The organism is Streptomyces sp. NPDC001393 (genome assembly GCF_053597455.1).
In genome coordinates this window covers 23536-45182 of the sequence record NZ_JBSFIH010000023.1, presented here as the reverse complement: position 1 = coordinate 45182, position 21647 = coordinate 23536, and the positions used below count along the sequence as shown (strand labels likewise).

General features: G+C 71.2%; 19 protein-coding genes and 1 pseudogene. 9 read left to right on the top strand and 11 right to left on the bottom strand.

Annotated features, from left to right (window positions below):
* Nucleotides 1-106 precede the first annotated feature (106 nt).
* Nucleotides 107-2083, bottom strand: coding sequence for a Xaa-Pro dipeptidyl-peptidase (locus ACWC2T_RS24050; RefSeq protein ID WP_450672403.1), 1977 nt, complete (start codon nucleotides 2081-2083; stop codon nucleotides 107-109).
* A gap of 199 nt (nucleotides 2084-2282) precedes the next feature.
* On the opposite strand from ACWC2T_RS24050, the gene ACWC2T_RS24045 reads away from it, so the two are divergent.
* Entirely contained in the window at nucleotides 2283-3785 is a 1503-nt protein-coding gene (locus ACWC2T_RS24045) for a M1 family metallopeptidase (RefSeq protein ID WP_450672402.1), read from the top strand.
* Between the two features lie 11 nt (nucleotides 3786-3796).
* Here the strand turns inward: ACWC2T_RS24045 and ACWC2T_RS24040 are convergent, their stop codons facing one another.
* From ACWC2T_RS24040 to ACWC2T_RS24030, 3 genes are read right to left on the bottom strand one after another with little or no spacing between them, the layout of a single operon-like run.
* On the bottom strand, nucleotides 3797-4714 hold the full coding sequence (locus ACWC2T_RS24040; protein WP_450672401.1) for an adenosine kinase: 918 nt from the start codon (nucleotides 4712-4714) through the stop codon (nucleotides 3797-3799).
* A gap of 28 nt (nucleotides 4715-4742) precedes the next feature.
* Nucleotides 4743-4904, bottom strand: coding sequence for a hypothetical protein (locus ACWC2T_RS24035; RefSeq protein WP_450672400.1), 162 nt, complete (start codon nucleotides 4902-4904; stop codon nucleotides 4743-4745).
* 42 nt (nucleotides 4905-4946) lie between these two features.
* Complete coding sequence (locus ACWC2T_RS24030) at nucleotides 4947-6431, bottom strand: amino acid permease (protein WP_450672399.1); 1485 nt, start codon at nucleotides 6429-6431, stop codon at nucleotides 4947-4949.
* Nucleotides 6432-6665: 234 nt separating this feature from the next.
* On the opposite strand from ACWC2T_RS24030, the gene ACWC2T_RS24025 reads away from it, so the two are divergent.
* Nucleotides 6666-7403: a MerR family transcriptional regulator gene (locus tag ACWC2T_RS24025; RefSeq protein WP_450672398.1), complete on the top strand. Its 738-nt coding sequence runs from the start codon at nucleotides 6666-6668 to the stop codon at nucleotides 7401-7403.
* Here ACWC2T_RS24025 and ACWC2T_RS24020 read toward each other — a convergent pair.
* The 3 genes from ACWC2T_RS24020 to ACWC2T_RS24010 are packed head-to-tail and all read right to left on the bottom strand — an operon-like array spanning nucleotide 7389 to nucleotide 12050.
* Nucleotides 7389-9581: a 3-hydroxyacyl-CoA dehydrogenase NAD-binding domain-containing protein gene (locus ACWC2T_RS24020; protein ID WP_450672397.1), complete on the bottom strand. Its 2193-nt coding sequence runs from the start codon at nucleotides 9579-9581 to the stop codon at nucleotides 7389-7391. The genes ACWC2T_RS24025 and ACWC2T_RS24020 overlap by 15 nt on opposite strands.
* Nucleotides 9582-9631: 50 nt before the next feature.
* Nucleotides 9632-10846 carry an acetyl-CoA C-acetyltransferase gene (locus tag ACWC2T_RS24015; RefSeq protein WP_450672396.1) on the bottom strand — a complete coding sequence of 405 codons (1215 nt, stop codon included), beginning with the start codon at nucleotides 10844-10846 and terminating at the stop codon, nucleotides 9632-9634.
* A 43-nt stretch (nucleotides 10847-10889) separates the two neighbouring features.
* Entirely contained in the window at nucleotides 10890-12050 is a 1161-nt protein-coding gene (locus ACWC2T_RS24010) for a CaiB/BaiF CoA transferase family protein (RefSeq protein ID WP_450672395.1), read from the bottom strand.
* Between the two features lie 366 nt (nucleotides 12051-12416).
* Between ACWC2T_RS24010 and ACWC2T_RS24005 the strand changes: the two genes are divergently transcribed.
* The gene (locus tag ACWC2T_RS24005) at nucleotides 12417-13616 is read left to right on the top strand and encodes a saccharopine dehydrogenase family protein (RefSeq protein WP_450672394.1); all 1200 of its coding nucleotides are present in this window, start codon (nucleotides 12417-12419) and stop codon (nucleotides 13614-13616) included.
* Nucleotides 13617-13730: 114 nt separating this feature from the next.
* A complete protein-coding gene (locus tag ACWC2T_RS24000) occupies nucleotides 13731-13919 on the top strand; it encodes a hypothetical protein (RefSeq protein ID WP_450672393.1) in 189 nt (62 codons plus the stop codon).
* Here the strand turns inward: ACWC2T_RS24000 and ACWC2T_RS23995 are convergent.
* On the bottom strand, nucleotides 13883-14623 hold the full coding sequence (locus tag ACWC2T_RS23995) for an endonuclease V (protein ID WP_450672392.1): 741 nt from the start codon (nucleotides 14621-14623) through the stop codon (nucleotides 13883-13885). The two genes, ACWC2T_RS24000 and ACWC2T_RS23995, sit on opposite strands and share 37 nt — an antisense overlap.
* Before the next feature lie 61 nt (nucleotides 14624-14684).
* Here ACWC2T_RS23995 and ACWC2T_RS23990 point away from each other — a divergent pair, with 61 nt between their 5' ends.
* A complete protein-coding gene (locus ACWC2T_RS23990; protein ID WP_450672391.1) occupies nucleotides 14685-14981 on the top strand; it encodes a YciI family protein in 297 nt (98 codons plus the stop codon).
* A gap of 8 nt (nucleotides 14982-14989) precedes the next feature.
* Here ACWC2T_RS23990 and ACWC2T_RS23985 read toward each other — a convergent pair whose 3' ends face one another.
* On the bottom strand, nucleotides 14990-15328 hold the full coding sequence (locus ACWC2T_RS23985; RefSeq protein ID WP_450672390.1) for a plasmid stabilization protein: 339 nt from the start codon (nucleotides 15326-15328) through the stop codon (nucleotides 14990-14992).
* A 60-nt stretch (nucleotides 15329-15388) separates the two neighbouring features.
* Nucleotides 15389-16492: a WD40/YVTN/BNR-like repeat-containing protein gene (locus ACWC2T_RS23980; protein WP_450672389.1), complete on the bottom strand. Its 1104-nt coding sequence runs from the start codon at nucleotides 16490-16492 to the stop codon at nucleotides 15389-15391.
* 207 nt (nucleotides 16493-16699) lie between these two features.
* On the opposite strand from ACWC2T_RS23980, the gene ACWC2T_RS23975 reads away from it, so the two are divergent.
* Nucleotides 16700-17116 carry an SsgA family sporulation/cell division regulator gene (locus tag ACWC2T_RS23975; RefSeq protein ID WP_450672388.1) on the top strand — a complete coding sequence of 139 codons (417 nt, stop codon included), beginning with the start codon at nucleotides 16700-16702 and terminating at the stop codon, nucleotides 17114-17116.
* Between the two features lie 139 nt (nucleotides 17117-17255).
* Here ACWC2T_RS23975 and ACWC2T_RS23970 read toward each other — a convergent pair.
* A pseudogene (locus ACWC2T_RS23970) lies at nucleotides 17256-17504 on the bottom strand (isocitrate lyase/phosphoenolpyruvate mutase family protein); the annotation flags it as partial.
* Between the two features lie 352 nt (nucleotides 17505-17856).
* Here ACWC2T_RS23970 and ACWC2T_RS23965 point away from each other — a divergent pair.
* The 3 genes from ACWC2T_RS23965 (at nucleotide 17857) to ACWC2T_RS23955 (ending at nucleotide 21621) form a co-directional block, all read left to right on the top strand.
* Nucleotides 17857-19488, top strand: a complete 1632-nt coding sequence (locus tag ACWC2T_RS23965) for an ABC-F family ATP-binding cassette domain-containing protein (RefSeq protein ID WP_450672387.1) — start codon at nucleotides 17857-17859, stop codon at nucleotides 19486-19488.
* Nucleotides 19489-19611: 123 nt separating this feature from the next.
* Nucleotides 19612-20388, top strand: coding sequence for a dimethylargininase (gene ddaH / locus ACWC2T_RS23960; RefSeq protein ID WP_450672386.1), 777 nt, complete (start codon nucleotides 19612-19614; stop codon nucleotides 20386-20388).
* A 258-nt stretch (nucleotides 20389-20646) separates the two neighbouring features.
* Entirely contained in the window at nucleotides 20647-21621 is a 975-nt protein-coding gene (locus tag ACWC2T_RS23955; protein ID WP_450672385.1) for an acyl-ACP desaturase, read from the top strand.
* Nucleotides 21622-21647 lie beyond the last annotated feature (26 nt).

Below are 21647 nucleotides of genomic sequence, written 5' to 3'. Positions count from 1 at the left end.
CCCCGTAAGGGCGCGGGGAACTGCGCGAGCAGCCCACCCCGAGCCCGCACCCGACCGGCGGCCCGAGCAAGCCTGCACCCGACCGACGGCCCGAGCCGCGCAACGACTACATCGGAACGTGTTCACCCGCGCGCGGTGCGCGGACGCCGTTCAAGACCGTCGGCACGGGGGCCGTAGTCGCCGTACCCGACGTGGCCCGGGCGAACGCCGGCGCGCCGCCGACCAGCGGAAGGCTCGCCGTCGTACCGGACAGATCGACCGTCAGGGCCGGCTTCGTCGACGGCGGGTCGATCAGGTCCTTGTCCGTGCCCGCGATGATCAGCGCCAGCCGGTGCCCCTTGGGGACGACGTGGTCGGTCGCCGCGAGACGCAGAGTCATCGTGTACGGCTTGCCCGGGGTGAGCGGGACGCCCTTGCCGAGCGAGGCGTAGTGGCCGAGGTCGGCCCAGCCGCGGCTGAACACGGTGTAGTCGACCTTGGCCGTCTTGGCCGCCGTCTCCTTGAAGCAGGCACTGTCGCCGGCGGTGCTCTCGCCCCAGCAGGTGCGGTTGGTGCGGGTGGTGATGCCCTCGCCGCCGTCGGCGTAGTCGCGGATGGTGTCCGGACCGAGGTCGACGAGGACGGCGGACAGGTGGGCGGAGGTTGTGGTCGACGTCGCGGTCACCGTCACCGTGGACGAGCCGGACAGGCGCAGTTCGCGGGTGAGGGGTGCGGTGAGGAAGCCCGCCTTCTCGGGGGTCGGCGTGGTGAGGTGGGCCGCCCAGTCGGTCTCGCTCAGCTTCGGGTCGTCGGTGAAGCCCTCGGTGCCGGCGGCGGCGCGCAGACCGAGCGTGCCGACGCCCGCCCGGGTGCCGGGAGACGGGTGGAGGACGGTGGTACGGGTGGTCTGCGGCGGCCAGACGCGGGAGGTGACCCACTGGTCGGGATGGCGTTCGATGTCGGCCATGGGCTCGCGGTCGATGCCGTTGTCGTAGCCGAGGAGTTCATGGTCGAACCAGCGGTGCAGGGTGTCCACCCAGGCGCCGCGCCGGTAGTCGAACGGGTCGACGTGCCCGGTCTGGGACAGCCAGATCTTGCGCCGCACACCGTGCTGGGCGAGGGCGTCCCACCACTGGCCGAAGTGCTTGGTGCGGACGTTGAGGTCCTGCATGCCGTGCACCAGGAACACGCTGGCGCGCACCTTGGCCGCGTCCTTGACGTAGTCCCGCTCGGTCCACAGCGGGGTCCAGTCGCCGCTGCGCGGGCTGCCGTCGGCGAGTTTCTTCTGTACGGCCGCGCAGTGGGCGTGCGCCGCGTCGCTCTCCACGTAACCGGCCAGCTGGTCGGGGCCGCCGTCGTAGAGCGGGGCGCCCTGGGCGAAGTAGTAGTCGTACCAGGAGGAGATGGCGCTGATCGGGACGACGGTCTTCAGGCCTTTGACGCCGGTGGCGGCCACGCCGTTGGCGATCGTGCCGTCCCAGCTCTTGCCGATCATTCCGGTCCGGCCGTCGGTCCAGGTGGCTCGGACGGTCTTCGTCCCGGTCCGGCTCGTGTACGCCTTGGCGCGGCCGTTCAGCCAGTCGATGACGGCCTTCGCGGACTGGATGTCGGAGCGGCCGCCGACATCGGCGCAGCCGTCGGAGCGATTGGTGCCGGCGAGGTCGACGCCGACGAACGCGTAGCCGCGGGGCACGAAGTAGTTGTCGTAGAACAGCGGCATCTGCACGACGTGTCCCTGCGCGTCGTAGGTCTTGACCTGGCTCTCGTTGCCGCGACCGCAGCAGGAGTAATAGGGGCTGGCGTCCATGATGACGGGCACCTTGCGGCCCTGGCGGGCGGGTTCGGCGGGCCGGACGATGTCGGCGGCGACGCGGTCGGTCCTGCCGTCACCGTCCTCGTCGAGACCGGTGTCCACCCAGACGGACTCGCGGACGGCGTGGGCGTAGGAGTAGACGGGCCGGCTCTCGTGCGGTGATCGGCTCGGGCCGGTGGCGGCCTGTGCGGCGGACGGGGTGAGGAAGGCGGCCGTCAGGATGACGACGACCGCGCTCGCGAGCGCTCTCCAGATCGTGGAACGCGTGCGGACAAGGGTGCTAATCGGCATGCGCGGACGGTACTCCGGTGAACTCCTGCTGCAGAAGGTGGCTTTGCGGCACTCCGCGGGCACATGACGGCTGAATGGCGATCGTGTGACAGCGGGGGCCATGGACAGGTGAGGGGCCACAGGGACTGAATAGGCTCCGAACAGCGTTCACCGACGGAGTTTCCGAACGGACTTGCACCCCCTACGACTTGGAGCTGACGTGCACCGCAGAATCATCGCGCCGGGCGCACTCGCGGCGGCCTCCCTTCTGCTGGCGATCCCGGCATCGGCCGCGAGCTTCTCCCCCGGCGCGCCGGGCATCGGCGACCCCTACTACCCGTACTACGGCAACGGCGGCTACGACGTCTCGCACTACGACCTGAGGCTGCAGTACCAGCCGAAGACGGACGAGTTGCAGGGCACGGCGACGATCCTGGCGAGGACCACGCAGGACCTGTCCAGCTTCGACCTGGACTTCCTGCTGGACGTGAGCGAGGTGCGGGTCAACGGCGCCAAGGCCGCCTTCACGCACTCCCAGCAGCACGAGCTGGTGATCACGCCGAAGACGCCGCTGGCCCAGGGCACGCCGATCACGGTCGTGGTCCGCTACAGCGGGGTGCCGTCGACGAAGAGCGCCTACGGCTTCAACACCTGGCACCGCACGCCGGACGGCGCGGTGGCCGCCGACGAGCCCGAGGCCGCCTGGTGGTGGTTCCCGAGCAACGACCACCCGAGCGACAAGGCCACCTACGACGTGTCGGTGGCGGTGCCGGACGGCACCCAGGCGATCTCCAACGGCACGCTGCAGTCGACCAGTTCGAAGCTGGGCTGGACCCGCTACACCTGGCGGCAGAACAAGCCGCAGGCGACCTATCTGGCCACTCTCGCCATCGGCAGGTTCGACATCACCACGAGCACCTCCGAGGGCGGTGTTCCGGTCATCAACGCCTACAGCAAGGACCTCGGTGACAACGACGGGGCCGCGCGGGCGAGCGTGGAGCGCACCGGGGAGATCGTCGACTGGCTGAGCGGCTACTTCGGGCCGTATCCGTTCAGCACGGCCGGCGGATACGTGCCGAACACCACCACCGGGTACGCGCTGGAGACCCAGACCCGCGTCTACTACAGCCCGAAGCAGTTCGCGAACGGCTCCAACACCTCGGTGGTCGTGCACGAGCTGGCCCACCAGTGGTACGGCGACGACGTGTCGCTGAAGGGCTGGAAGGACATCTGGATCAACGAGGGCTTCGCCCGGTACGCGCAGTGGCTGTGGTCGGAGCACGAGGGCGAGGGCACCACGCAGCAACTCGCCGACTATGTGTACGCCTCCCATCCGGCCGACGACGCGTTCTGGACGGTCAAGCCCGGCGACCCGGGCCCGGACAACCAGTTCGACATCGCCGTCTACGATCGCGGAGCCCTCGCCGTCCAGGCGCTGCGCAACGAGGTCGGTGACGACGCGTTCTTCCGCATCCTGAAGGGCTGGCCGCAGGAGCACGCGTACGGCAACGCCTCGGTGGCCGACTTCCAGAAGTACGCCGAGCAGGTGTCCGGCAAGCCTCTCGCGGCGCTGTTCGACACCTGGCTGTTCCAGCCGTCCAAGCCGGCCGCGCCCGCGGCTCGCGTCGCGTCCGTGACGAAGGCGGACGGGGCCGTGACCCAGCCGAAGTCATGGAAGAAGATCGAGGCGACGAACGACATCCACGACACGCACGCGCACTGACCCGGGCCGGTCTAGCGTCTCGGTTCCGTCGCCCGTCCGAGCAACTCGTCCCGGCCTATCGACTCCGCTCGGGAGGCCGGGACGGTGCAGGCGTACGCGCCCGCTGTCGCGCCGTAGCGGGCGCAGGTCTCGGGCGGCTCGCCGGCGAGGCGGCCGTAGAGGAACGCGGCGGCGAAGGCGTCGCCCGCGCCGTTGGAGTCCACGACCGGCGCGGGCGGCAACGCCGCGGGCACCCGGGTCAGCTCGCCGTCGGCGAGCAGATACGCGCCCTCGGCTCCGGCGGTGGCGACGACCACCTGGGCCCTGCCCCGCTCGGTGATGCGCCGCATCGTCCGCTCCGGGTCGGTGAGGGCCGCGGCCGACAGGAAGACCACGTCCGCCGCGTATGCGAACGGCTCGTGGTAGGGGTTCTCCCCGTCCCAGTCGTGCAGATCCGTGGACAGGGGGACGCCCGTCGCGGCCAGCACCGGCAGGGCCTCGGCGCAGGGCTGGGTGATGGTCACGTGGACGTGGCGGCTCGCACCGGCCAGCATGCGCAGCAGCTCGGGCGGGAAGCGGTCGCCGGGGCGGGCGCGGCTGGTGTCGTAGAGGGACAGGCGGCGGCCGTCGGGGCCGACGAGGTTGACGGCCCGCTTGGTGCCGGCGGGCTGTGGGAGTGCGGTCAGTGCGATGCCGTGCTCGCGGTGCAGGGCCCGCACGAGGTCGCCCTCGGGGTCGTCGCCGAGCAGGTCGAGGTGGTGGGTGCGCAGGCCGAGTGCGGAAAGGCCCAGGGCGACGAAGTCGCCGGTCTGCCCGGCCCGGGTGCGGATCCCGGAGTCGATCATGTAGCTGTCGGCGTACGGGAGGGGCAGCTCGGGGACGTGGATGATCGTGTCCACGCCGGCTCCGCCCAGCACGAGGACGTCCGTCGCAGGGGTGTGGGAGCTCATCCGCCGCCCTCTCCGTGGTCGTACACCGTCACGGCGCGCTCCGCCCGGTGGGGCGGGAGTCTGGCGCTGCGGGGCCTCCGCGCAGTGGGGATCTGCGGGCCGTACGTGGCTGGTCGCGCAGTTCCCCGCGCCCCTTCAGGGCGCGCACCTGACCGGTGGCGTCACCCCGGAGATATGTGATCTCGGACATGACGCCACCGTAGGCGATGCCACTGACAGTGGCGCTGTGCTGCTACTTCGTGGAGCTGGACAGCTCCGTCAGCTCGCGGTCGGTGTTCTTCGACACCCGGCGGCGCACGCCGAACCAGCCGGCGACCAGCATGACGGCGATCACCGGGATCAGCAGGATGGTCTTGCGGCCCACGTCGGGGTCGTTCCACATCATGCCGAGGCAGACCAGCAGGAACGCGATCGTGGCGATCTCGGTGACCGGGCTGAACTTCAGCTGGAAGTGCGGTCGGGTCGCGAGGCCGGCGCGGGCGCGGCGGACGAAGATCATGTGACAGAGCATGATGATCACCCACGTGCTGATGATGCCGAGGGAGGCGACGTTCAGCACGATCTCGAAGGCCTGGCTGGGCACCAGGTAGTTCAGGCCGACGCCCAGCACGCAGACCGCGCAGGTCAGCAGGATGCCGCCGTAGGGCACCTGGTTGCGGTTCATGCGGGCGGTGAACTTCGGGGCGGAGCCGGCCATGGCCATGGAGCGCAGGATGCGGCCGGTGGAGTACAGGCCGGAGTTCAGCGAGGACATGGCGGCGGTCAGCACGACCAGGTTCATCACGTCACCGGCCGCCGGGACGCCGATCTTGGACAGGACCGTGACGAACGGGCTCTCGTCGGCGGAGTAGACCGAGCCGGGCAGCAGCAGGGCGAGCAGCACGACCGAGCCGACGTAGAACAGGCCCACACGCCACATGATCGAGTTGACCGCGCGGGGGACGACCTTCTCCGGCTCGGCGGTCTCGCCGGCGGCGACACCGACCAGCTCCAGGGCGGCGTAGGCGAAGATCACGCCCTGCATGACCAGGACGACCGGCATCGCGCCGTGCGGGAAGAAGCCGCCGTGGTCGCTGATGACGGTCAGACCGGGGGTGTGGCCGCCGACCTTGTGCTGGGTGGCGAGCAGGAAAATGCTGATCAGCATGAAGCCGACGATGGTGGCGACCTTGATGATCGCGAACCAGAACTCCATCTCGCCGAAGATCTTCACCGAGATCAGGTTCACGGCCAGGACCACCGCGAGGGCGATCAGGGCGAGCACCCACTGGGGAATGCTGGTGAACATGCTCCAGTAGTGCGTGTAGAGCGCGATCGCGGTGATGTCGGCGATGCCGGTGGTCGACCAGTTCAGGAAGTACATCCAGCCGGCGACGTAGGCGCCCTTCTCGCCGAGGAACTCACGGGCGTAGGACACGAAGGACCCGGAGGAGGGGCGGTACAGCACCAGCTCACCCAGGGCCCGGACGACGAAGAAGGCGAAGACGCCGCAGACCAGGTAGGCCAGGGCGAGGGCCGGGCCCGCGTTGTGCAGGCGGCCGCCGGCGCCGAGGAGGAGTCCGGTGCCGATGGCGCCACCGATGGCGATCATGTTGACGTGGCGGGCCTTGAGGTCCTTGCTGTAACCGGCGTCGCCCGCGTCCGCGGGCGTCCGGTCCGCCTGGGCCGCCTCGGTGCGGGCGGTGGCCTGTGCCGATTCCACGGCGTCCTTGCTCACGGGTGGTTCACTTCCTGGTGCGCCCGGGCCTCGTGGGCCCGGGGGTCGTGCAGGGATCGGTCCGCACCACCCTGTCGAGTCGCGGCACAGACCAAGCCAGCAGCTTCCCAGAAAGAATCATTCCTACGCGGTGGCCCATGTCACACAGCGTTACTTCTCACATGATCAACCCAGCGTCCACACGACGTTCACCCGAGGTTTCACACCATTGGTGAGACAGCGATACTGCTGCACATGACGACCGATGCCGGGGACACGCCCCTCACCATCGACGAGCTGGCCGCCCGGGCGGGCGTCACGGTGCGCACCGTCCGGTTCTACGGCAGCAGGGGTCTGCTGCCGCCCCCGGTGATCGGCCCGCGCCGGGTGGGGCACTACGGGCCGGACCATCTGGCGCGGCTCGCCCTGATCGAGGAGTTGCAGCAGCAGGGCATGACCCTGGCGGCGATCGAGCGCTACCTCAGGCAGCTGCCTGCCGACCTCTCCCCGCACGACCTGGCGATCCACCGTGCGGTGGTCGCGTCCTGGGCGCCGGACGCGGTCGACACCGTGTCGCGGGAGGAGCTTCAGCGGCGCGCCGGACGGCCGCTCGCCGCCGAGGACGTGGAGCGGCTGACGGCGATGAACGTCGTCATGGCGGTGGAGGGCGCCGAGGGTGACACCTTCCGGGTCGACTCCGGGCTGCTGCGGCTCGGCGTGCAGCTGCTCGACGTACCGCTGTCGCAGGAGGCGATCCTCGCGGCGCGCAAGGTGCTCGTCGAGCACTCGCGCGCCGCGGCCCACGAGCTCTCCCAGCTCTTCCGCGGCGAGGTGGCGGAGCGTGACGCCCGGGACGTGAAGTCCCTGTCGGCGCACATGCACCCTCTGGTGGTGCAGGCGCTGCTGACGACGTTCCAGCGCTCGTTGCGGGAAGAGCTGAGCCAGTGGGTCACCGGACCGGAAGGGACCGAGCCCGGGTCACGAACGGACTGAGTCGCTGAACGGCTCCCCCTTCTCGCCCTTCTCCGCCTTCTCAACAAGCAGCGCGGGCGGGCTGAAGCGCTCGCCGTAGGCCTCGGCGAGTTCCCGCGCGCGAGCCACGAAGCCGGGCAGACCGCCTTCGTAGCCGTTGATGTACTGCAGGACGCCGCCGGTCCAGCCGGGGAATCCGATGCCGAGGATCGAGCCGATGTTGGCGTCGGCGACCGAGGTCAGGACGCCCTCCTCCAGGAGGCGTACGGTGTCGAGCGCCTCGGAGAAGAGCATCCGCTCCTGCATGTCCCGGAAGGGGATCTGGTATCCGGGCTTGGTGAAGTGCTCGCGCAGGCCCGGCCAGAGCCCGGCCCGCTTGCCGTCCTCGGTGTAGTCGTAGAAGCCGGCGCCGCCGCTGCGGCCGGGGCGGCCGAACTCGTCGACCATGCGGTCGATGACCGCCTCGGCCGGGTGCGCGGTCCAGGTGCCGCCCGCCTCCTCCACGGCCCGCTTGGTCTCGCCCCGGATCTTGCGCGGGAGGGTGAGGGTCAGCTCGTCCATGAGGGAGAGCACCTTGGCCGGGTAGCCGGCCTGGGCGGCGGCCTGCTCCACGGAGGCGGGCTCGATGCCCTCACCGACCATCGCGACGCCCTCGTTGATGAAGTGGCCGATCACCCGGGAGGTGAAGAAGCCCCGGGAGTCGTTCACCACGATCGGCGTCTTGTTGATCTGCCGGACCAGGTCGAAGGCGCGGGCCAGGGCCTCGTCGCCGGTGCGCTCGCCCTTGATGATCTCCACCAGCGGCATCTTGTCGACCGGGGAGAAGAAGTGCAGTCCGATGAAGTCGGCCTGGCGCTGCACGCCCTCGGCGAGGGTGGTGATCGGCAGGGTGGAGGTGTTGGAGCACAGCAGGGCGTCCGGGGCGACGACGGACTCGATCTCCTGGAACACCTTGTGCTTGAGCGTGGTGTCCTCGAAGACGGCCTCGATCACCGCGTCGCAGCCCGCGAGATCGGCGGCCTCGGCGGTGGGCGTGATCCGGGCCAGCAGCGCGTCCGCCTTCTCCTGGCTGGTACGGCCCTTGGCGACGGCCTTGGCACACAGCTTCTCGGAGTAGCCCTTGCCCTTGGTCGCCGCTTCCAGGGAGACGTCCTTCAGGACGACGTCGATGCCCGCGCGGGCGCAGGAGTAGGCGATGCCCGCGCCCATCATGCCCGCGCCGAGGACGGCGACCTTGCGGACCGGGCGGGGTTCGATGCCCTTCGGGCGGTTGGCGCCGGAGTTGACGGCCTGCAGGTCGAAGAAGAACGCCTGGATCATGTTCTTGGCGGTCTGACCGGTGACCAGCTCGGTGAAGTAGCGGGTCTCGATGGTGATCGCGGTCTCGAAGTCGACCTGGGAGCCCTCGACGGCCGCGGCCATGATGTTGCGCGGGGCCGGGTAGGGGGCGCCGTTCGTCTGCTTGCGCAGACTGGCCGGGAACGCGGGCAGGTTGGCGGCGAACTTCGGGTTGGCGGGGGTGCCGCCCGGGATCTTGTAGCCCGGGACGTCCCAGGGCTGGTGCGACTCCGGGTGGGCGTCGATGAAGGCGCGGGCCTTGGCCAGCATCTCCTCCACAGTCTCGGCCACCTCGTGGACCAGGCCGTTCTCCAGGGCCCGGCGGGGGTTGTACTGGGTGCCCTGCAGCAGCACCTTCAGCAGCGCGTCCGTGATGCCCACCAGGCGTACGGTCCGGGTGACGCCACCGCCCGCGGGCAGCAGGCCGAGCGTGACCTCGGGCAGGCCGATCTTGGAGCCGGGGGCGTCCAGGGCGATGCGGTGGTGGGAGGCGAGCGCGATCTCGTAACCGCCGCCGAGGGCCGCGCCGTTGATGGCGGCGACGACCGGCTTGCCGAGGGTCTCGATGCGGCGCAGCGCGTTCTTGATCTCGGTCGCGGTGTCGAAGACCTGCTGGGCGTCCTCGGGACCGGCCTTGATCATGTCCTTGAGGTCGCCGCCGGCGAAGAAGGTCTTCTTGGCGGAGGTGTAGATGATGCCGCGGATGGAGTCCTTCTCGGCCTCCGCACGGGCGGCGACGGCCGTGATGGAGGCCCGGAAGGCCTGGTTCATGGTGTTCGCGGACTGGTGGGGGTCGTCCAGGACGAGGGTGACGACACCGGTGTCGTCCTGCTCCCAGCGGATGGTGGTGCTCTCGGTCATGACAGTCGTCTCCGTTGAGGTCTCGGAAGTCTCGTGATTCCGCGGGGAGTTCAGATGCGCTCGACGATGGTGGCGATGCCCATACCACCGCCGACGCACAGGGTGGCCAGGCCGTAGCGCTTGTCCTGGCGCTCCAGTTCGTCCACGAGGGTGCCGAGGATCATCGCGCCGGTCGCGCCGAGCGGGTGACCGAGGGCGATGGCGCCGCCGTTGACATTGACCTTGTCCAGCGACAGACCCATGTCCTTGACGAAGCGCAGCACGACCGCGGCGAACGCCTCGTTGATCTCGACCAGGTCGATGTCGTCGATGGTGAGACCGGCCTTGGCAAGGGCCTTGCGGGTGGCGGGGGCGGGGCCGGTGAGCATGATGGTCGGCTCGGAGCCGGAGACGGCGGCGGAGACGATCCGCGCGCGCGGGGTGAGGCCGTAGCGCTCGCCGACCTCCTTCGAGCCGATCGCGACGAGCGAGGCGCCGTCCACGATGCCGGAGGAGTTGCCCGCGTGGTGGACGTGGTCGATCTTCTCCACCCAGTGGTACTTCTGCAGCGCGACGGCGTCGAAGCCGCCGAGTTCGCCGATGTCCGCGAACGACGGCTTGAGCTTCGCGAGGGAGTCGGCGGTGGTGCCGGGGCGCGGATGCTCGTCGTGGTCGAGGACGACCAGGCCGCTGCGGTCCTTCACGGGGACGACCGAGCGGTCGAAGCGGCCCTCCTTCCAGGCGGTGGCGGCGCGCTCCTGGGACAGGGCCGCGTACTCGTCGACGTCCCGGCGGGTGAAGCCCTCGATCGTGGCGATCAGGTCGGCGCCGATGCCCTGCGGGACGAAGTTGACCTCGAGGTTGGTCATCGGGTCGTTGAACCAGGCGCCGCCGTCGGAGGCCATCGGCACCCGGGACATGGACTCCACACCGCCCGCGAGGACCAGGTCCTCCCAGCCGGAGCGGACCTTGGCCGCGGCCAGGTTGACGGCCTCAAGGCCCGAGGCACAGAAGCGGTTCTCCTGCACGCCGGCGACCGTGTCGGGCAGTCCGGCGGCGATCGCGGCGATCCGGGCGATGTCGGAGCCCTGGTCGCCGACCGGCCCGACGACACCGAGCACGATGTCGTCGACGGCGGCGGGGTCGAGGCCGGGGAAGCGGTCGCGGATCTCGTGGATGAGGCCGACGACCAGGTCGATGGGCTTCGTGCCGTGCAGGGCGCCGTTCGCCTTGCCGCGGCCGCGCGGGGTGCGGATCGCGTCGTACACGTACGCTTCGGTGCTCACTGGTGTGCCTTTCGGGAGGGTGGGCCGAGCGGGGTGGGCCGGGTCAGTCGGCGTCGGTGACCGGGGCGTCGTTCACGGGTGCGGGTATCCCCCAGTCCCGCGCCACCGCCTCTGTATCGGCGCCCGGCAGGGCGGGGCCGGTACGGACGCTCGTGGGGGTGACGGAGAAGCGGGGGGCGGGGGCCGGCTGGGTGATGCCGGCGTGGTCGGTGAAGGTGCCGCGGGCGGCCAGGTGCGGGTGATGCGGGGCCTCGCGCAGGGACAGCACGGGCGCCACACAGGCGTCGGTTCCCTCGAAGAGCGCCGTCCACTCGTCCCGGGTGCGGGACTTGAAGCGGGCGGCGACGCGCTCGCGCAGCTCGTCCCAGCGGCTGACGTCCTTGTGGGCCGGTGCCAGGTCGTCCAGGCCGAGCAGCCGCAGGAACTCCGCGTAGAACCGGCCCTCCAGGGCGCCGACGGCCATGTACTTGCCGTCGGCGGTCTCGTAGGTGCCGTAGTAGGGGCAGCCGCCGTCGAGGAGGTTGGCGGCGCGCCGGTCCTGCCAGCCGCCGGCCGCGAGCATGCCGTGGATCATCGTCGAGAGGTGGGCCGTGCCGTCCACGATGGCGGCGTCGACGACCTGTCCGGTGCCCGTCACGCGCGCGTGGTGCAGGGCGGCGAGGACGCCGACGACCAGGTAGAGGGAGCCGCCCGCGTAGTCGCCGAGCAGGTTGGCGGGGAAGACCGGGGGCTCGTCCGGGCGGCCGGTCATGCCGAGGGTGCCGGTCAGCGCGATGTAGGCCACGTCGTGGCCCGCGCGGTCGGCGAGCGGGCCGGTCTGCCCCCAGCCGGTCATGCGGCCGTAGACCAGGCGGGGATTGCGGGCGTGGCACTCCTCGGGGCCGACGCCGAGGCGCTCGGCGACGCCCGGGCGGTAGCCCTCGAGGAGGATGTCGGCCCGCTCGGCGAGGTCCAGCACGCGCGCGGAGCCGTCCGGTGTCTTCAGGTCGACCACGATCGAGCGTTTGTTGCGGTTGGTCACGTCGTACGCGGAGTCGATGCCGAGGCCGGGGCCGCCCGGCCGGTCCACCCGGACCACGTCCGCGCCCAGGTCCGCGAGGAGCATGGCGGCGAACGGGCCCGGACCGATACCGGCCAGCTCGAGTACGCGCACGCCGGAGAGCGGCCCGCCGCCCGGCGTCGCCGGCGTCCCTGCCGTCGTCATGCGTCCAGCCCCCAAAGCATGTGTGACACAACTGATGTAACACCGGTGATGCTAAGAACGCGTTCCACCGGACACAAGACCCAACGAGCAAGCGCTTAGCCAAGTGCCCGGCTCGGCGCGGATCACCCGGGAGGGTGAGGGGCCGCTGCTCCGCGGCGCGCCGACGGCCTCGTCACAGAGCCCGGCAATGCGGTCCGGCGGGTGGCTGCGGTCGTCCACGCGGCGATCTCGCGCTCTTTCTCCCGTTTTGTCAGGTCCGTTCCTGGCTGTGGCCACCACTGCCTCCGGGCTGGTCGTCCACGCTCGCTCCCCTCACGCTAGCCTCGGCCACCGACAGCGGCGCGGGCTGCTGGACCAAGGGGTGTCATGAGCAGGCTGAACAGGACGGACCGTCCCTACGACCTCGTGCTTTTCGGAGCCACCGGCTTCGTCGGCACCCTCACGGCGGAGTATCTCGCCGCGCACGCGCCGAAGGATCTCCTCTGGGCGGTTGCCGGTCGTGACGAGCGCAGGCTGGAGCGGCTGCGCGAGCGCCTGCCCGGCGGGGCGGACGTCGGCGTGCTGCGGGCCGACGTGACCGAACCCGCGACCCTGCGCGCCCTCGCCGGGCACGCGCGCGTGGTCGCCACGACCGTCGGGCCGTACGTGCTGTACGGCGGGGAACTGGTCGCCGCCTGCGCGGACGCCGGGACCGACTACCTGGACCTGACCGGAGAGCCGGAGTTCGTGGACCTGATGTACGTCCGGCACGACGCACGCGCGCGGGAGACGGGCGCGCGCCTGGTGCACGCGTGCGGCTTCGACTCCGTACCCCATGACCTGGGCGTGTACTTCACCGTCCGGCAGCTGCCGGAGGGCGTGCCGCTGACCGTGGACGGATACGTGACCGCCGACGCGGCCTTCTCCGGCGGCACCCTGGCCTCGGCGCTGAACCAGTTCGCCCGCGGCCGGCAGCTGCTGGCCGCGGCGCGCGAACGAGGCCGGCACGAGCCGCGGCTGATGGGACGCCGGGTCGCGGCGCCGACGGGCGTGCCCCGGTTCGCCAAGGAGGTCGGCGCATGGGCGCTGCCGCTGCCGACCGTCGACCCGCAGATCGTGCGCCGCTCGGCGAGGGTGCTCGACCGGTACGGCCCCGACTTCCGCTACCGCCACTACGCGGCGGTACAGCGCCTGCCGGTGGCCGTCGGCGGGGTCGCCGCCGTGGGTGCGGTGCTGGCGGCCGCCCAACTGCCGCCCGCGCGGCGCTGGTTGTCGGGCCGGCTGCAGCCGGGGGACGGCCCGAGCGCGGAGAAGCGGGCCCGGAGCCGGTTCGCGGTGCGCTTCGTCGGCGAGGGCGGCGGGCGGCGGGTGTTCACGGAGGTCTCGGGCGGCGATCCCGGCTACGACGAGACGGCGAAGATGTTCGCCGAGGCGGCCCTCAGCCTGGTCTTCGACGACCTCCCGCCGACGGCCGGGCAGGTCACCACGGCGCAGGCGATGGGGGACGCCCTGACCGAGCGGCTGCGCGCCGCGGGGATCACCTTCCGGGTCGCGGCCACCGGCCCGGGCGCCTCCTCCCGCGTTTGAGACTTTCGCCGCCGACGCCCGGGCCACCTGCGGTCATCATCGGAAAAGTCTCACAGGGTCGTTCAATGAAACGATAGAAGCCCAGGACGCAGGGCCGAAGGAGGCGGAAGAGGCATGAAGTTCGTGCTCGAAGTGACCGTGGACGAGGGCGCGCCGACGCAGGACCGCGCGGGCGAGCTGGGGCGCATCCTGCGCTACTGGGGCGGGAACCTCCACCACTACGCCCTCGAGCCCGGAGACGGCTCGGCCGTCTACGACTCGGCGTATCAGGAGGTCGGCGCCTGGCGCGTCGTCGCCTCCTGAGTCCCGCCTCCGGCGCTGCGTGCCGCCTCCCGCAGCGCCCGGCGGCACAGGGCGTCCGCCCGGCGCGTGGTCTCCGGCAGCCGGTAGCGCGGGGTCAGTGCCAGCGTGTGGGCGACGGCGTTGTCCAGGCTCACCCGGTGGCCGACGGAGACGAAGACGGGTTTGACGGCGTCCCGGGTGCGCAGCGCGCGCCCGACCTCCTCGTCCCCGGCGAGCAGCGGAGCGGATGCGCCCCGCACCGGCTCCGGATCGTCGTACGTGAAGGTGAACGGGTTCTTCGCGACGCCGATGCACGGCAGGCCGGTGAGCACGCCGAGGTGGCTCGCGAGGCCGAAGCGACGCGGATGGGCCAGACCGTAGCCGTCGCACACGACCAGGCCGGGCGGGCAGGGCAGCCGGTCCAGGGCGGCCCGGACGGTCGGTATCTCACGGAAGGCGAGGAGGCCGGGCACGTACGGGAAGGAGACCCGGCCCACGGCCGTCGCCTCGGCCACCACGTCCAGCGTGACGGCGTCCAGCACGACGGCCGCCGCGGCCACGAGGTCGAGCTCGTCGTCGTAGGCGACGTCGACCCCGGTGACCCGGCCCGTGCCGGCCTCGGGTCCGCGCTCGTCGAGCACCACCCGCCCGCGCAGTTCGTCCTGCACCGCGCGAGCCTCTTCCTCGGTCGCGGGCCAGCCCGCGGGTACGCCTACGGTCGTCATGGTGACCTGAACTGTACGGTCCCGGGGCCTGTTGTCGGAGCCGGGGGGTACGCTCGCGATCATGTTCGTGCTGGAGCTGACCTACACCGCACCTCTCGACGCCGTCGACACGCTGCTGCCGGACCACGTGGCGTGGCTCGAGGAGCAGTACGAGAAGGGCTTCTTCCTCGCCTCCGGGCGCAAGAACCCCCGGGAGGGTGGGGTGATCCTCGCCGTCGCCGAGGACCGGGCGCGGATCGAGGAGATCGTGGCGGGCGACCCCTTCGCCGTCGGCGGCGTGTGCACCTACCGCATCACGGAGTTCATCGCCACCAAGACGGCACCGGAGCTGGCCCGCCACCGGCAGACACTGGACTGATCCTCCGGTCATCCCTTCTTGGCGTTCAGCGCGCGCTGCAGCTCGCCCTTGTTCATGTGCGAACGGCCCTCTATACCGCGCTGCTTCGCCTCGTTGTACAGCTGGTCGCGCGTCGGGCCCTGGGAGCCGGCCCGGTTGCCCGACCGCTGGCCGCCGCGCCTGCCGGACGGCATGTCCTGCGTCGAGCTGCGGCTCGCGGTCCTGGACTCGCCGGAGCGGGCGCGTTCCTTGTTCACGGTCCGCGCGGCGATCTCCTTGGCGCGCTTGGTGCTTTCGCCCCGGTCCTGCGCGCTCTCCTTGATGTGCTCGTACTGACGCTCGCGCTTGGAGCTGGAACCGGCGGGCATGATCGCTCCCTTTCTCTCGCTTCACTCGCGCAACGAGTACCCGGGTTCCCGGCGCTCACCTCAGCGTTCCAGCCGCGCGACCCTCCCCTGTTCACCGGCCGCCCAGCAACTGAGGTCCGGGGTGCAGTCCACGGTGTCGTAGGAGCCGGTGTCGATCGTGCGCCAGGTGCGGCCCGCGTCGGTGGTCAGGTCGGTCCCGGTGGGGCCGACGGCCAGCGCGGCAGTGCGGCTGTGCGGCAGCCAGGCGGCCCCGGAGCGGTAGGCGGGCGGCGGCGTGGCGGCCGGGGTCCAGGTGCGACCGCCGTCGGCGGTGACCGCGGCGGCCTGTGGCGAGGCCTGGTCCGGGCGGTAGTCGCCACCGACGGCCAGGCCATGGGCGCGGTCGCGGAAAGCGAGCGCGAAGACGCCCTTGGCGGGATCGCCGGCCGGCACCGGTGTGTCGGCGGCCGTCCAGGTCAGTCCGCGGTCGGCGGAGTGCAGCACGCGCGCGTGGGCGCCGCCACCGGTGGCCAGCCAGACGTCCTTCGGACCCGAGGTGACCAGGCACTGGCCGCTCGCGGCGAAGCCCGCCTCGCCGTCCAGGGCAGGTGGCATGCCCGCCGAGGGCAGCACCTGCCAGGAGCGGCCGCCGTCGCCCGTGGACAGGATGCGGAACCTCCCGTCCACGGGATCGCTCATCGCCAGGCCGTGCCGGCGGTCGAAGAAGGCCAGGCAGTCGTAGAACGCCTTCGGGTCGGTGTTGCGGAAGGACTCCGTCCAGGTCGCTCCGCCGTCCTCGGTGCGGTACACGCGGGAGGCCTCGCTCTCGCCGATGGCCAGCACCACGGCGTGCCGCGCGTCGAACGCCTCGACATCCCGGAACTGCAGATCGGCCGCGCCCGGCGGAGAGACGTTCCGCCAGCTCGCTCCGCCGTCGGTGGTGCGCAGCACCGTGCCGCCGGTACCGGCCAGCCAGGCGGTGTGCCGGTCCACGGCCGCGAGGCCCCGGAAGCGGACCTGCGCTGTGCCCGGGTTCTTCGGCGCCCAGTGCAAGGTCCCCTGCCCGAGGGGCCCTGCCTCGGCGGCGGGCACGGTCAGCGCGGCCAGCGCCGCCCCGCACGCCACCCCCGCCGCCACCAGTCTGCCGTTGCGTCCTCTGCGTCGCGTGCTCCCCAAGCGCCTCATGGCGGGCGAAGCTAGCCCACCGGCCCGGCGCCGTCCAGAGGCCAACTGCCCTCTGCCGCAACGGGAAACGAGCGCGACCGCACCGTGCATGAACGCGGTGACCGAGGTCACTCGTGATTCCTGTGCACGGATCGGCCCGATCCGTCGTCTCTTCCGGTGCCGGGTGCACACCCGGGCGCAGTCCAGCCGTCACGAGGGAGCAAGGCGTTGTCCACCGTCATCGAGCAGCCCGTAGAGGCCCGTCTCGTCGCCGCCGCACCGCGCATGCCGAGCATTCCCGCGACGCTGCGCTACGACCGACGCGATCCGTTCGCCGTCGTCATGACCTTCCCGGCCCCCGCCACCCTCGAAGGGGTCGAGGTGTGCTGGACCTTCTCCCGCGAGCTACTCACGGCCGGGCTGCAGGGGTCCGAGGGCCACGGGGACGTCCGGGTCCGGCCGTACGGCTACGACCGCACCGTGCTGGAGTTCCACGCCCCGGAGGGCACCGCGATCGTGCATGTGCGCTCGGGTGAGATCCGGCGCTTCCTGGAGGCGACCAGCGCGCTCGTGCCCGTCGGCCTCGAACACCTCCAGTTCGACCTGGACCACGACCTGGCCGAACTGATGCGGGACGCCTGCTGAGCGCTCCGCGCGCGTGGACGTGAGCCCGTCTGCTCAGGCTCCGCGTACCGGTCGGCGCCCCATACGTCCCCGCCTGCAGCAGCTCCCGCGCGGCGCGGCGGACCAGGGCGCGCGCGGCGGCCTGGGCGAGTCCGGATTCCGCGCTGATCCGGGCGACGCCGAGGGCGGCCGGCTCGGCGCCGGAGGGCGCGCCGGGGAGGACCATCACGTTGAGCGGGCCGTCGATGCCCGCGACCGGCTCCTTCACCCTCCCCGGGTCGACGGCCCCGGGGACGAGGATCCCGTCGGCGCCCGCGGCGCGGAAGGCCGCGGCCCGCTCCAGGGCGGCGTCCACTCCCCCGGCGCCGCGCAGGAGCGTGTCGATCCGCGCGTTGACGAAGAGCGGCACGCCGCCCTCGTCGTGCCGGGCGTCCTCGATGTCGCCGCCGACCGCGCCGTCCGGAACGCGTACGGCCGCGGCCGTGAAGGCCGCATTTAATTGCGTTGACAGCCATCAGGCCCCCTCCTACCGTGTACATCGGTCCTGTTGTCGTCGATTGGAGAAGGACGTTGCTCGTCTGAGGTCCTGAGGCATCGCGTCGCACCGGTTGAGGTGTGCGCGGCGTACGACCTCGGCGTCCGAGCCGTCCTCCGGCACAGGCCTTTTTTCATGGGCTCTTCGTGCCCCACGACCTTCGGTTCCCGCCTCGCGGTGTCTCGACATGCGCCCACCGATCGCACGAAACCCTCGCGAGGCCCTCATGTCACCTTCCCTCACCTGTACGTCCCTGTCCTTCACCTGGGCCGACGGCACCACCGTCTTCGACGGCCTCGACATCGCCTTCGGGCCCGGCCGTACCGGTCTCGTCGGCGTCAACGGGTCGGGAAAGACAACCCTGTTGAAGCTGCTGGCCGGGGAACTCACCCCGGCCGACGGCACCGTCAAGGTGTCCGGCGAGGTCGGCCACCTCCCGCAGAACGTCACCCTCGACACCGCGCTGCGCGTCGATGAGGCTCTCGGCATCGCCGAACGGCGGGCCGCGCTGCACGCCATCGAGGCGGGCGACGCCGCCGAGGAGCACTTCGAGACGCTCGGCGACGACTGGGACGTCGAGGAACGCGCCCTCGTCACGCTCGGCGAGCTCGGTCTCGGCCACATCGGCCTGGACCGCACCGTCGGCGAGGTCTCCGGCGGCGAGTCGGTGCTGCTGCGGCTGGCCGCGCTGCTGCTGCGCCGCCCGGATGTGCTGCTGCTGGACGAACCCACCAACAACCTCGACCTGTACGCGCGCCGACGGCTGTACCAGGCCGTCTCCGCCTGGCCGGGCGTCCTGGTCGTGGTCAGCCACGACCGGGAACTGCTCGACCTGGTCGACCAGATCGCGGACCTGCGCTCCGGGGAGGTCACCTGGTTCGGGGGCAACTTCTCGGCGTACGAGGAGGCGCTGGCCGTCGAACAGGAGGCGGCCGAGCGGATGCTGCGCGTCGCCGAGGCCGATGTGCGCAGGCAGCAGCGCGAACTGGCCGACGCCCGGGTCAAGCTGGCCCGCCGCAAGCGGTACGGGCAGAAGATGTGGGACTCCAAGCGCGAGCCGAAGATCGTCATGGGTGCCCGCAAACGTGCCGCCCAGGAATCGGCGGGCAAGCACCGCATCATGCACGAGGAGCGGCTCGCCGAGGCCCGGGAGCGCCTGGACGAGGCGGTGGAGGCGGTACGGGACGACGACGCGATCCGCATCGACCTGCCGTTCACGGCCGTACCGCCCGGCCGGCAGGTGCTCACCCTGGAGAACCTGGAAACGGCCTACCACGCGCGCGTGGAAGGCATTCTCGATCTGCGCGGCCCGGAGCGCATCGCGCTGGTCGGCCGCAACGGCGCCGGCAAGACGACGCTGCTGCGGACTGTCGCCGGGGAGCTGGCACCGGTGGCCGGGGAGGCGTTGGCGCATGTCCCGCTGCGTTTCCTGCCCCAGCGGCTGGACGTGCTGGACGGCGCGCTGACGGTGGCCGAGAACGTGGCCCGGTTCGCGCCGGGCGCCACGAACAACCGGATCCGGGCGCGGCTCGCCCGCTTCCTGTTCCGGGGCGCGCGGGCCGACCAGAAGGCGGCCACCCTGTCGGGCGGCGAGCGGTTCCGGGCGGCCCTGGCCGCGCTGATGCTCGCCGAGCCGGCACCCCAGCTGCTGCTGCTCGACGAGCCGACCAACAACCTCGACATGGCGAGCGTGCGGCAGCTGACCTCGGCCCTGGAGTCGTACGAGGGCGCGCTGCTCGTGGCCAGCCACGACCTGCCGTTCCTCGAGTCGATCGGCATCACCCGCTGGCTGCTGATGGAGGAGGGAGTGCTGAAGGAGATCTCGTCGGACGACATCGGGGCCTCGGCCCGGAGCTGACGTCTCAGGAGGGCCACAGCCTGACAACGGGGGTTTTGTACAGGCCGGAGCGCCCTGCATGATGGCGGACCGGTGCCGTCTCACCGGCACCGGACACCGCACCATCGATTCGAAAGGCTCGTCGTGCCCAGCAAGAAGGCCCTCGTCCGCCGCCCCAGCCCCCGTCTCGCCGAAGGCCTGGTGACGCACATCGAGCGGGAGAAGGTCGATGTCGGGCTCGCCGTGGAGCAGTGGGAGGCCTACGTCGAGGCCCTGCGCACGCACGGCTGGGAAACGATCGAGGTCGACCCGGAGGACGACTGCCCGGACTCGGTGTTCGTCGAGGACACCGTCGTCATGTACAAGAACGTGGCGTTGATCACCCGGCCTGGTGCGGAGTCCCGGCGCATGGAGACCGTCGGCGTGGAGGAGGCGGTGGCCCGCCTCGGCTGCTCGGTCAACTGGATATGGGAGCCGGGCACGCTGGACGGCGGTGACGTCCTGAAGGTCGGCGACACGGTGTACGTCGGCCGCGGCGGACGCACCAACGCCGCCGGCGTGCAGCAGGTGCGGGCCGCCTTCGAGCCGCTGGGCGCGCGCGTGGTCGCCGTTCCGGTGAGCAAGGTGCTGCACCTGAAGTCCGCGGTGACCGCGCTGCCCGACGGCACGGTGATCGGGCACATACCGAAGGTCGACCGGCCGTCGCTGTTCCCCGGCTTCCTGTCGGTGCCGGAGGAGTCCGGCTCGCACGTGGTGTTGCTCGGCGGGCACAAGCTGCTGATGGCGGCGAGCGCGCCGAAGACCGCGGAACTGCTGACCGATCTCGGCCACGAGGTGGTCACGGTGGACATCGGCGAGTTCGAGAAGCTCGAGGGCTGTGTGACATGCCTCTCGGTGCGGCTGCGGGAGCTGTACGCCTGACGGGCGGTCCCGTCACCCCGGCGGCCCCGGGACCTGGGCCCCGGGGCTGTCGGCATGCCCGGAAGAGACGACGGAGCCACGGGCCGACACGTCGGGAGGGGCCATCCGGCCTTACTGATCAGCGATCTTTACGACAGCCTTAACCTACGGCTTCGTAACCTACGGCTTCGTAGCCTACGATCTCGTAGGTTCCCGGCACCGCTCGCCGGACCGTCCCCGTTTTCTCCCCCCGTTGTTCGGCGTCCCCCTGGAGTTCCCGTGACGATCACCTCCCCTCACCTCGGCAGCCCGTCCGCATGGACCGACGCACGGCTGCTGTTCGCGCTGGAGGAAGTGGTCGAGAACGAACTGAACCGGCATCTGAAGGTCGCCAAGGACTGGATGCCGCACGAGTACGTGCCCTGGAGCGACGGCCGCAACTTCCCCGGCCAGTTCGAGGACGGGGAGGCCTGGGCCAAGGACCAGTCGAAGGTGACCGAGATCGGCCGCATCGCCCTCGTGGTCAACCTGCTCACCGAGGACAACCTGCCGAGCTACCACCACGAGATCGCCACGCTCTTCGGCCGCGACGGCGCCTGGGGCACCTGGGTGCACCGCTGGACGGCCGAGGAGGGCCGGCACGGCATCGTGATGCGTGACTATCTGCTCGCCTCACGCGCGGTGGACCCGGACAAACTGGAGCAGTTCCGGATGTCCCACATGAGCGAGGGCTTCGAATCCGACAACCGGCACTCGATGCTGCACTCGGTCGCCTACGTCGCCTTCCAGGAACTGGCCACCCGGATCTCGCACCGCAACACCGGCCACCAGTCCGGCGACCCGGTCTGCGACCGCATGCTGGCCCGCATCGCGACCGACGAGAACCTGCACATGGTCTTCTACCGCAATCTGCTGAAGGCCGCTTTCGAACTGGCCCCCGATCTGACCATGCAGGCCGTCCGTGACGTCGTGGTCAACTTCCGCATGCCCGGCCACGGCATCCCCGGCTTCGAGCGGGCCGCCGCGCAGATGGCCATCGGTGAGGTCTACAACCTGCGCATCCACCACGACGACGTGCTGCAGCCCGTGCTGCGCTTCCTGAAGGTCATGGAGATCGACGGCCTCGGCCCCGAGGGGCGCAAGGCGCAGGAGGAACTCGGCCTGTTCATGGGCGGCCTGGACGCGGAGGCCGCCAAGTTCGACGAGAAGCTGGCCGCCCGCAAGGCCCGGATGGCGGCCCGCGCCGGAGCCTGACGCACGCCGGCGTCCGACGCTCGCCG

Bases quoted from the DNA above. Each gene is read 5' to 3' on its own strand.
- ACWC2T_RS24040 (WP_450672401.1), bottom strand. From the start codon at position 4,714: ATGAGCTCCCACACCCCTGCGACGGACGTCCTCGTGCTGGGCGGAGCC.
- ACWC2T_RS24000 (WP_450672393.1), top strand. From the start codon at position 13,731: ATGAAGTTCGTGCTCGAAGTGACCGTGGACGAGGGCGCGCCGACGCAG.
- ACWC2T_RS24005 (WP_450672394.1), top strand. From the start codon at position 12,417: ATGAGCAGGCTGAACAGGACGGACCGTCCCTACGACCTCGTGCTTTTC.
- ACWC2T_RS23995 (WP_450672392.1), bottom strand. From the start codon at position 14,623: ATGACGACCGTAGGCGTACCCGCGGGCTGGCCCGCGACCGAGGAAGAG.
- ACWC2T_RS23990 (WP_450672391.1), top strand. From the start codon at position 14,685: ATGTTCGTGCTGGAGCTGACCTACACCGCACCTCTCGACGCCGTCGAC.
- ACWC2T_RS24050 (WP_450672403.1), bottom strand. From the start codon at position 2,083: ATGCCGATTAGCACCCTTGTCCGCACGCGTTCCACGATCTGGAGAGCG.
- ACWC2T_RS24020 (WP_450672397.1), bottom strand. From the start codon at position 9,581: ATGACCGAGAGCACCACCATCCGCTGGGAGCAGGACGACACCGGTGTC.
- ACWC2T_RS23965 (WP_450672387.1), top strand. From the start codon at position 17,857: ATGTCACCTTCCCTCACCTGTACGTCCCTGTCCTTCACCTGGGCCGAC.
- ACWC2T_RS24010 (WP_450672395.1), bottom strand. From the start codon at position 12,050: ATGACGACGGCAGGGACGCCGGCGACGCCGGGCGGCGGGCCGCTCTCC.
- ACWC2T_RS24025 (WP_450672398.1), top strand. From the start codon at position 6,666: ATGACGACCGATGCCGGGGACACGCCCCTCACCATCGACGAGCTGGCC.
- ACWC2T_RS24035 (WP_450672400.1), bottom strand. From the start codon at position 4,904: ATGTCCGAGATCACATATCTCCGGGGTGACGCCACCGGTCAGGTGCGC.
- ACWC2T_RS23985 (WP_450672390.1), bottom strand. From the start codon at position 15,328: ATGCCCGCCGGTTCCAGCTCCAAGCGCGAGCGTCAGTACGAGCACATC.
- ACWC2T_RS23980 (WP_450672389.1), bottom strand. From the start codon at position 16,492: ATGAGGCGCTTGGGGAGCACGCGACGCAGAGGACGCAACGGCAGACTG.